This is a genomic window from Rhodanobacter glycinis (genome assembly GCF_900114325.1).
Classification (GTDB): Bacteria; Pseudomonadota; Gammaproteobacteria; order Xanthomonadales; family Rhodanobacteraceae; genus Rhodanobacter_A; species Rhodanobacter_A glycinis.
Genome location: NZ_FOSR01000010.1, coordinates 44,195 through 53,696 on the forward strand (window position 1 = coordinate 44,195; position 9,502 = coordinate 53,696).

Sequence of the window (9,502 nt, forward strand, 5' to 3'; positions counted from 1 at the left end):
AGCGGCTTGCGCCGCTCAGGCCGCCATCGCCACGCCGGCCGCCAGCGCAGCGAAGTAATCGCGGGTGAGGCGAAGCTGCTCCTGCGCTGATTCGGCGCGATTGGCCACTTCGCGGAAGGCGGTGTTCTCGGGGCGGTCCTTGGCATACCAACCCAGGTGCTTGCGCGCGATGCGCACACCGGCGTGTTCGCCGTAGAACGCGTAGAGGTGTTCCAGATGGCCGAGCAGGATCGTCGCCACTTCGTCCGGCGCGGGTTCGGGCAGCTTTTCGCCGGTGGCCAGGAAGTGGGCGATCTCGCGGAAGATCCAGGGCCGGCCCTGCGCGCCGCGACCGATCATCAGTGCATCGGCGCCGGTGGCGGCGAGCACGTGGCGGGCGCGCTCCGGCGTGGTCACGTCACCGTTGGCGAATACCGGGATGCCGATGGCGGCCTTCACTGCGGCGATGGTGTCGTACTCGGCTTCGCCTTCGTACTTGTCGGCGCGGGTGCGGCCATGCACGGCCAGCGCGGCGATGCCGCAGTCCTCGGCGATGCGGGCGATGCGCAGCGCATTCCTGTTGTCGCGGTTCCAGCCGGTGCGGATCTTCAGCGTCACCGGCACCTCGACGGCATCGACCACCGCCTTGCAGATTCGCGCCACCAGCGGTTCGTCCTGCAGCAGGGCCGAGCCGGACCACACGTTGCATACCTTCTTGGCCGGGCATCCCATGTTGATGTCGATGATCTGCGCGCCGTTGGCCACGTTGAAGCGCGCGGCTTCGGCCAGCACCACCGGATCGGCGCCGGCGATCTGCACGCTCACCGGTTCCGGTTCGCCCGAGTGGTCCATTCGGTGCAGCGACTTGCGCGTATGCCACAGCTTGGGATCGGCCGTGGTCATTTCCGACACGGCCAGGCCCGCGCCCAGCCGCTTGCACAGCAGGCGAAACGGCTTGTCGGTGACGCCGGCCATCGGGGCCAGCACCACGGGCGGGTCGATCAGATAGGGGCCGATCTGCATGCGGCCATTGTAGCCGGCCCGTGGTCCAGCACTTGCACCTAGCGTGGTGCGGGCCACAATATCCGGACGGGGGAAGCCATGGGATGGGCGTTTCGATGCAGGGGAGCATGATCGCAGGATGGATGCTGGCAGTCGCGCTGGTGCATGGCGGCGGCATGTCCGTGCGCGACGCGCAGCGCTACCGCACCGAAACCGATCCGCATGGCCTGATCACCGAGCTGCAGTCGCAGCTCGACCAGAGCGGCCAGGGCCTGGCCGGCGCCGTCCTGCGCGAAAAGCTGTGGCTGCTCGGTACCGCCGCGGTGAACGTCAATGACGTCGCGGCGTTGCACGAGGCCACCACGAGACTGGACGAGCTGGCCGGTCGCACGCATGACCCGGCCGCCGCCGCGGATGCCGGCTTCCTGCGCTCGCGCCAGTTGATCGCCGCCAGCCAGGGCGACGGCATCAGCGAGGAATTGCAGGCCGCCGCGCTGGTGCAGGGCACCACCGATCCGGTGATGCTGGGGCGGCTGCACTACACCTTGTGCGACGCCTACGCGATGAGCGAGGAGTTCACCAAGGCGATCCCGCTCTGTCGCCGGGCCATCGCCACCTATCGCACGCAAGCCGATGCATGGGGCATGGGCAATGCCGGAAACGACCTCGGCATCGTCTACACCCACTTGCACCGTTACGACGAGGCGATTCCTGCCTACCTGGAAGCGCGCAGGCAATTCGCCAGCATCGGCGCAGGGCAGATGGTGGTGCTGGTGGGCGACAACCTTTCGCAGGCGTACCGGAAAACCGGGCGGGTACGCGAGGCATTGGCGTTGTCGCATGCCTCGCTGGCACAGGAGCAGGCGGCCGGCCGGGTCAGCGATGCGCTCAGCTCGCGCGCCGACATTGCGCTGGATTACGCCGCGCTGGGCCAGCCTGGCAAGGCGCTGGCACTGATGGACGCCGTGGTGGCTGATGCGCGCGATGCCCATCTGCAAGGCCTGTTGCCGGACTTCGTGCGCACGCGCAGCGAAATAGAGCAGCAGCAGGGGAAGTTGCGTCCGGCACTGGCCGACGCGCGCGAGGTGATCACCGCACTCAACCAGCGCAATGCCGCCGTGTTGCGCTCGGAGGAAGCCCGGCTGGCAGCGCGCTATGCCACGCGCGAGAAGGAGTTGCAGATTCTCGCGCTGCAGCGGCAGAACCAGGTGAAGGACCTGCAACTGAAGGCGGCCCAGGCGGAGGCGGCGCGTCGAGGCGAGGAGCAGCAGCGCCAATCGCTGCGCATCATGTTCGGGCGCGGGGTGGTGGTGGCCTTGTCGTTGATGGCCTTGCTGCTTTACCTGCTGCTGCGTTCGCAGCACCGGCACGCCGTCGAATTGCGTGCGCAGGCGCTGCGTGATCCGCTCACCGGTGTCGAAAACCGACGTGCTTTCCAGCAGCGCGCGATGGACCTGCTGGCCGAATCGCGCGGATTTCCGGCGTCGACGTCGGCCCACGTGCTGATGCTGATCGACGTCGACCACTTCAAGCGCATCAACGATGGCGCCGGCCACCCGCAGGGCGACGAAGTGCTGCGGATCATCACCGACGGCCTGCGCCGGGCGGCGGGCGATGTCGGCCACGTTGCCCGCATCGGCGGTGAGGAATTCGCGGTGCTGTGCCCGGGTTGCGGCGCCATGGCCGGCATGCGCCTGGCCGAGACCTTGCGTGCGGAAGTGGCCACATTGGCACTGCCGCCGGAAGCCAAGGTGTCGACGGTGACCATCAGCATCGGCGTGGCCGTGTTCGACGGCGCCCGTTGCCATGATCTGTCGAGCTGGATGCGCGCCGCCGACATGGCCATGTACGAGGCCAAGTCGCACGGTCGCAACCGCGTGGTGGCCAGCGCGCTGGCCACCTGATCAGTGCGCCGAAGTCAGTGCGTCGGCACGACCTTGCGCGCCGCGGCCGGATCGTGCCGGTGCCTGAACATCGGCACGAACAGCAGCGCCATCACCAGCGCATAACCGGCGAATGACAGCCAGATGCCGCGCCAGTCCTTGCAGATGGCCAGCATGTCGTTGCAGCTGTGGTTGGTGAAGAAGTGATCGATCACGAAGCCGGCGATCAGGCTGCCCAGCACCGCGCCCACGCCGTTGGTCATCAGCATGAACAGGCCCTGCGCGCTGGCGCGGATCTTCGGGTCGGCCTGGCTTTCCACGAACAGCGAGCCGGAGATGTTGAAGAAGTCGAACGCCATGCCGTAGATGATGCACGACAGCACGATCATCCACAGGCCTCCGGCCGGGTTGCCGAAGCCGAACAGGCCGAAGCGCAGCACCCACGCCAGCATGCTCATCGTCATCACCGCCTTGATGCCGAAGCGCTTCAGGAAGAACGGGATGGTGAGGATGAATGCGGTTTCGGAGAACTGCGAGATCGAGATGATGATGGTCGAGTACTTCACTGCCAGCAGGTTGGCGTAGGCCGGCACCTTGACGAAATCGCTGAGGAAGGCGTCGCCGTAGGCGTTGGTGAGCTGCAGTGCCGCGCCAAGCAACATGGCGAAGATGAAGAACACGGCCATGTTGCGGTTCTTGAACAGCACGAACGAGGTCAGGCCCAGCCGGTCGACCAGGCTGTGGCCCGAGGCGGCATTCAGCTTGGGCGGGCACTTGGGCAAGGTGAAGGCATACAGGCCAAGCAGCAGCGAGGCGGCCGCAGCCACGTGGAATTGCGCGGGCGAGGCCTTGAAGCCGAGCAGGCTGGTCGTCCAGGTGGCGGCGATGAATCCGACCGTGCCCCACACACGGATTGGAGGATAGGTGCTGACCACGTCCTCGCCGTTCTGCTTGAGCGCGTTGTAGGCCACCGTGATCGCCAGCGAAATGGTCGGCATGTAGAAGCACATGTTCAGCAACATCACCCAGAACATCTGCTCCGGGTCGGTCACATGCGGTATCGCAAACAGCACCACCGCGCCGGCGATCTGCAGCAAGCCGTAAAGACGCTCGGCGTTGATCCACTTGTCGGCCACGATGCCGACCAGCGAAGGCATGAACAGCGAGGCGATGCCCATGGTGGAGAAGATCGCGCCGAAGCTGGTGCCCGACCAATGCTGGGTCTGGAACCACCACGTGCCGATGGTCAAGAGCCACGCGCCCCAGATGTAGTACTGGAAGAAATTCAGGACGATCAGGCGGAGCTTAAGGCTCATGAGATGCGGATTCCCCTGTAAGGCCGGGGTCGATCCCGTGGCCATGATGTTCTATCAGATGAGGTTAGACGACGCTGGCGTCAGGCGGCAAGGTGCAATGCGGCAGGTTCGATCAGCCGGCTCGATCGGAGTCGGCCAGCGCGTTTGCCACGCGCTCGCGCAGGATCGGCAGCAGCTCCGTTTCGAACCATGGGTTGCGGGTCAGCCACAAGCGGTTGCGTGGGCTGGGGTGCGGCAGCGGCAGCACGCCGCGCGCCAGGTGTTCGCGCCAGGCCAGCACCGTGTCGGTCAGCGTGCGTCCGCGATGCTCGCCGAGCAGGCCGGCTTGCGCGTATTGGCCAATCGCAAGCGTCAGCCGCACTCCCGTCAACAACGGGAACAGGCGAGGATGCCAGGCCGGTGCGCATTCCGGGCGCGGCGGCAGGTCGCCGCCCTTGCCGGTGCCGGGAAAACAGAAGCCCATCGGTGCGATGGCGATTTTGCCGGCGTCGTAGAACGTATCCCGGTCGATGCCGAGCCAGTCGCGCAGGCGGTCGCCGCTGGGGTCATTGAACGGAATCCCGGTCTCGTGCACCTTGCGTCCCGGCGCCTGGCTCACGATCAACAATCGCGATGTTGCCGACGCCTGCACTACCGGACGCGGTCCCAGCGGCAGGTGTGCCGCGCAGATCCGGCAGGCGCGGATCTCGGCGAGCAGGCGATCGAGCGATGCAGTCATGCGATGCCATCATCCTGCGCGTGGAGTGCGGGAGGGCGGGCGATGGCGAACAGTTCGGCGCCGAGGCAGGCGGTATGCAAAGTGGCAAGCACGGCAACAGGACCATTCATGCGTCCATTATTCCACCGATGCCGTTTCATTCCACTTCGAACGCGCCACGCAGCCAGTGCATGCGCGCGTCGGCGGCCGGGCCGTCATAGCTGACCACGTCGAAGCGGCAGGGGCGTTGTGCATCGCGTGGGTGTGCGGCCAGCCACAGTTGCGCGGTGCGGATCAGCTTGTCGCGCTTGCCGCGGGTGACCGAGGCGGCGGCATCGCCGTGGCCGGCGCTCACCCGGTAACGCACTTCGACGAACACTACGGTGTCGCCGTCGCGCATCACCAGGTCGAGCTCGCCGTGGCGCGTGGTGTAGTTGCGCGCCAGCAGCTTCAGGCCGGCGCGCTCGAGTTCCGCGCCGGCGCGCTGTTCGAAGGCGGCGCCGGCAGCGCGCATCAGCCGCCAGTCGCGGGCGCGGCAACCGGTGTGGCGGCAGCGCTGCTGGCCGGGGCCGGCATGTTCGCCGGCGGAATCGGCATCCCGGCGGCTGGCATCGGTGCGCTGCCCGCCGGGGCGGGAACGGCATCCATCTGCAGGTCGCCGCCGATCGGACGGGCCACGCCATCCTGGAATTTCGCCCAGATCAGCACGCGCCGCACGCGCCCGAATGCATCGGCTGCGAGCTGGCCGCTGGCGCCCGGCAGGTAGCTGCCCGGGTGCTCGCGCATCCAGCCGATGTACGGCACCAGGTTCCATGCATCCATGCCGAAGGCGAACAGTCGTGCGGAACCGCCGCGGGCGGCGGGCAGCAGGGCGGCGATGTCGCCGTGGCGGGGCAGGCCGGTCTGCGCGTCGAACAGCCACGGCGCATCGCAGAACTCCACGCCATTGAGGTCGTTGTCGTCGCCCGGATCGTCGCTGCCTCCGTAGATATGCGAGGTGGCGAACACCGGCAGGGTGACGCGCGCCACGCGCAATTGCGGCAGCAACAGGCGGGCCTGTTCCGGGCGCATGCTGATGAAGATGCCGCTACCGCCGAGGCTTGCGGCGGCAGGTGCACTGGCCGTGCCGGCGACAGCCGGCGCAGGCGCGGGCGTGGTGCTGCTGTCGGTCATGCTCAGGCCGGCAATCGCACTGTGATAGTTCACGCTGCCGCTGGTGATCTGCGCCTGGCCGACGACCTGGCCGCCACGGGCGACCAGTTCGGCCTTGAAGGCGCCGGCGGCGCGTTTGGCGAAGTCGTCGTCGGAAATGATCACGTAGGCGCGGGTGATGCCGCGCTCGATCATGTGATCCGCCACCTGGGCGCCCTCGGTTTCCGGGCGCAGTGCGAACTCGGTGGCGCCGGAAGCGGGCAGGGTGTCGTTGTCGGGATGGTTCAGCGCCAGCACCGGCACCGGCAGCGAGGACTGTGCCAGCACGGCGCCGACCGCGCCGCGGGTGAGCGGGCCGACGATCAGCTGGGCGCCGTCGGCAACGGCCAGTTGGTAGGCCTTGACCGCGCCATCCGGGGTGCCGACGCTGTCGTATACGCGCACGCTCGGCCGCGGGGCGTGATTGCTGGCGGCGTTGAAGTAGGCGGCGAAGAAGCCTTCGCGAATGGCCTGGCTGACGCCAGCGAAGTCGTTCCCTTCCGGCAGCAACAGGGCCAGCTTCGCCGGCACCTTGTAACCCTGGCGCACATTGGCGCCGGCGCCCGGCAACAGGGTGCCGACAGGCTGGCCCAGGTTGGGCTGGGCTTGGGCTACCACCACGCCGAGCCGGGTCAGCGCCTCGTTGATCCACGGCAGCATGCGATCGCCGGGATGCATCGCGGCGGCGCGCTGCTTGAGTTCGTCGACGCCCACCTTGGTCAGCAGGTCGATCGCCTGCGTACGGTTCTGCGTGCGGTCGAGACCGTGCAGCAGGCCATCCATCTGCACGCGGGTGCGGCCGGCGCCCCAGTAATCATGGCTGGCGGCCATCGCCTGTGCGCGCAGTTCCAGCTGTCGGGGCTGCAGCGCGGGCGGTACGCTGACGCCGGGCTGGCTGGTCAGTCGCAGCGCGGTGGCCGGATCGTGCTGGCGCAGCGCGATTTCGGCGCGCAGCAGGTCCAATCGCACCGGTTCGTCGCCCTGCAACTGCGTGCGGTCGATACCGGCGATGATCGGTGCGGCGCGATCCAGCGCGTCTTCCTGGCGATAGTCCTCGGCCGCAAGCAGGCGATAGTGGCTGGCGCGGCCCGGATTCTGCGCGGCCAGTGCCAGATAGGCCTGTGCAGCCTGGTCAAACTGACCCTGGCTGGCCAGTGCGGCGGCCTGTTGCGCGGCGGCGGTTTCGGCGGGCGAGGGCGGCTTGATGCCCGGTACGCAGGCGCTCAGCGCCAGCGAGAACAGCACGGTAATGGCCGCGGCGCGGTACGAACGCATGTACATTCCTCGGTCGGTATCGACAGGATCGGCGATTGCGCGATCATAGCCGATCACATTGCCGCTTCGCGGCGAACTGGAGCGCACGATGTCATCCACCACGCCCGGCTGCCTGTGGGTGGTCGCCACGCCGATCGGGCATCGCGACGATTTTTCGGTGCGTGCCATCGAGACGCTGCGCAGTGTTTCGGTGATCGCGGCGGAAGACACCCGCCACAGTCGGCCGTTGCTGCAGCACCACAACATCGCCACGCCGCTGATTGCGCTGCACGAGCACAATGAACGCGATGCCGTGGATGCCGTAGTGCGTCGCTTGCTGAATGGCGACTCGGTGGCGTTGATCTCCGATGCGGGTACGCCGTTGATCTCCGACCCGGGTTTTCGGCTGGTGCGCGCCGCACGCGCGGCCGGCATCCGCTGCGTGCCGGTGCCCGGTGCGTGCGCGGCGATTGCGGCGTTGTCGGTGGCCGGCTTGCCCAGCGACCGTTTCGTATTCGAGGGTTTTCTGCCGCCCAAATCCGCCGCCCGGCGCAGTCGTCTGCAGGAATTGGCCGGTGAGCCGCGCACGCTGATTTTCTACGAATCATCACATCGCGTGGCCGAAAGCCTGGCCGACATGCGCGACGTGTTCGGCGGCGAGCGCGAGGCGGTGCTCGCGCGCGAGCTGACCAAGCTGTTCGAGACCGTGCTCGGCGAGCCGCTGATCGAGCTGGCCGCGCGCGTGGTGGCCGATCCCGACCAGCAGCGCGGCGAGCATGTGATCGTGGTGGCCGGGCGGGGCGAGGAGGCGGACGCGAAACTGGTCGAGGGCCGGCGCGTGTTCGCCATCCTGCGCGAAGAGCTGCCGCCGGCGAAGGCTGCCAAGCTGGCCGCCGCGATCAGCGGCGCGCCGCGCAAGGAGCTTTATGGAAGTGAGTGAAGAGGAGTGAGGAGTGAGAGAAAGCCCGCAAGGATCGGCGCTTTTGCTCCCTCTCACTCCTCACTTCTCTTCACTCACTCCTCTATACTCCCCGGCGGAGTCGGCCGGACAGTCGCGTCGCACGCAAGTGCATCGAGGAAAGTCCGGGCTCCACAGGGCAGAGTGCCAGGTAACTCCTGGGCGGCGTGAGCCGACGGCCAGTGCAACAGAGAGCAGACCGCCGATGGCCCCGCAAGGGGATCAGGTAAGGGTGAAAGGGTGCGGTAAGAGCGCACCGCGTACGGGGTCAACGTCGTACGGCACGGTAAACCCCACTCGGAGCAAGACCAAATAGGGGGACGATAACGCGGCCCGCGTTGTTCCCGGGTAGGTTGCTGGAGCCAGGCGGCGACGCCTGGCCGAGAGGAATGACTGTCGCGTCGCAAGACGTACAGAACCCGGCTTACAGGCCGACTCCACCTTTTCCAGCCGCATCCCCGGCCGTCATCGACGGCCGGGGATGCGCGTGAGCGAGCGCATGAACGCGGGTTCAGCCAAATGGCCTGGACCGATGACGCGAAAGCCTGCGACAAGCCGTGTCGTTCCGTAAAAAATCCCCACCATTCAAGCACCTTTGGCAGCTTCCTCGAAATGGCTGGAATTTCGGCCACAACTTCGCCTTTCTCCTTGATTCACAAAAGAAAATCCCTTGACAGTCTCATGGGGCGAGACTATCGTGGGTTCCAGTGTGAAATCGTGGGAATAAGTGGAGTCATAGGATCGTGTTCCAGGGCGAAACCGCCATTACCGTCGACGACAAGGGCCGTCTGGCCATTCCGACCGCGTATCGCGAGTTGGTCGCCGGCGCGTGCGCGAATCGTCTGGTGCTCACCTACAACCCGTTCGAGACGGGTTGCCTGTGGCTGTTTCCCCACGACGAGTGGGAAAAGGTGCGTGACCAAGTGAATGCATTGCCCAGCGTCAAGGCCGTGCATCGCGCCTTGCAGATGAAGTTGGTGGGTGCGGCGGCCATGGTCGAGCCGGACGGGGCGGCTCGCATCCTGCTGCCGGCCAGCCAGCGTGCCACGACAGGCATCGAGAAGAAGGCGGTACTGCTGGGCATGGGCAGCAAGTTCGAGTTGTGGAGCGAACAGGCCCACCTGGCCAAGATCCGCCAGACCATCGGCGAAGACGAAATCAGTGACGACATGGCCGACCTGCGCCTGTAACGGACGCGGTTGACGAAGAACACACGAGACGG

Annotated in this window: 8 protein-coding genes and 1 other RNA gene; 4 read left to right on the top strand and 5 right to left on the bottom strand. The window is 66.9% G+C overall.

Going from position 1 to position 9,502, the window contains the following annotated elements; translation table 11 throughout:
• Positions 1-15: 15 nt before the first annotated feature.
• On the bottom strand, positions 16-1,002 hold the full coding sequence (gene dusB, locus BMY90_RS11740) for a tRNA dihydrouridine synthase DusB (protein WP_092704134.1): 987 nt from the start codon (positions 1,000-1,002) through the stop codon (positions 16-18).
• Positions 1,003-1,109: 107 nt separating this feature from the next.
• Between dusB and BMY90_RS11745 the strand changes: the two genes are divergently transcribed.
• Entirely contained in the window at positions 1,110-2,885 is a 1,776-nt protein-coding gene (locus tag BMY90_RS11745; RefSeq protein ID WP_175481559.1) for a GGDEF domain-containing protein, read from the top strand.
• Positions 2,886-2,899: 14 nt separating this feature from the next.
• On the opposite strand, the gene BMY90_RS11750 is transcribed toward BMY90_RS11745, so the two are convergent.
• The 4 genes from BMY90_RS11750 to BMY90_RS11765 form a co-directional block, all read right to left on the bottom strand.
• Positions 2,900-4,180 (bottom strand): nucleoside permease, encoded by a 1,281-nt coding sequence (locus BMY90_RS11750; protein ID WP_092704138.1) that lies wholly within the window; start codon positions 4,178-4,180, stop codon positions 2,900-2,902.
• A gap of 112 nt (positions 4,181-4,292) precedes the next feature.
• On the bottom strand, positions 4,293-4,898 hold the full coding sequence (locus BMY90_RS11755) for a uracil-DNA glycosylase family protein (protein ID WP_092704139.1): 606 nt from the start codon (positions 4,896-4,898) through the stop codon (positions 4,293-4,295).
• Between the two features lie 136 nt (positions 4,899-5,034).
• On the bottom strand, positions 5,035-5,391 hold the full coding sequence (locus tag BMY90_RS11760) for a YraN family protein (RefSeq protein ID WP_092704141.1): 357 nt from the start codon (positions 5,389-5,391) through the stop codon (positions 5,035-5,037).
• Entirely contained in the window at positions 5,391-7,343 is a 1,953-nt protein-coding gene (locus BMY90_RS11765) for a penicillin-binding protein activator (RefSeq protein WP_092704276.1), read from the bottom strand. The genes BMY90_RS11760 and BMY90_RS11765 overlap by 1 nt, the downstream gene beginning before the upstream one ends.
• 88 nt (positions 7,344-7,431) lie before the next feature.
• On the opposite strand from BMY90_RS11765, the gene rsmI reads away from it, so the two are divergent.
• The 3 genes from rsmI (at position 7,432) to mraZ (ending at position 9,470) form a co-directional block, all read left to right on the top strand.
• A complete protein-coding gene (gene rsmI, locus BMY90_RS11770) occupies positions 7,432-8,262 on the top strand; it encodes a 16S rRNA (cytidine(1402)-2'-O)-methyltransferase (RefSeq protein ID WP_092704278.1) in 831 nt (276 codons plus the stop codon).
• A 96-nt stretch (positions 8,263-8,358) separates the two neighbouring features.
• An RNA gene (gene rnpB, locus BMY90_RS11775) (RNase P RNA component class A) lies at positions 8,359-8,723 on the top strand.
• Between the two features lie 300 nt (positions 8,724-9,023).
• Positions 9,024-9,470 carry a division/cell wall cluster transcriptional repressor MraZ gene (gene mraZ, locus BMY90_RS11780; RefSeq protein WP_008212597.1) on the top strand — a complete coding sequence of 149 codons (447 nt, stop codon included), beginning with the start codon at positions 9,024-9,026 and terminating at the stop codon, positions 9,468-9,470.
• The last annotated feature ends 32 nt before the right edge of the window (positions 9,471-9,502 follow it).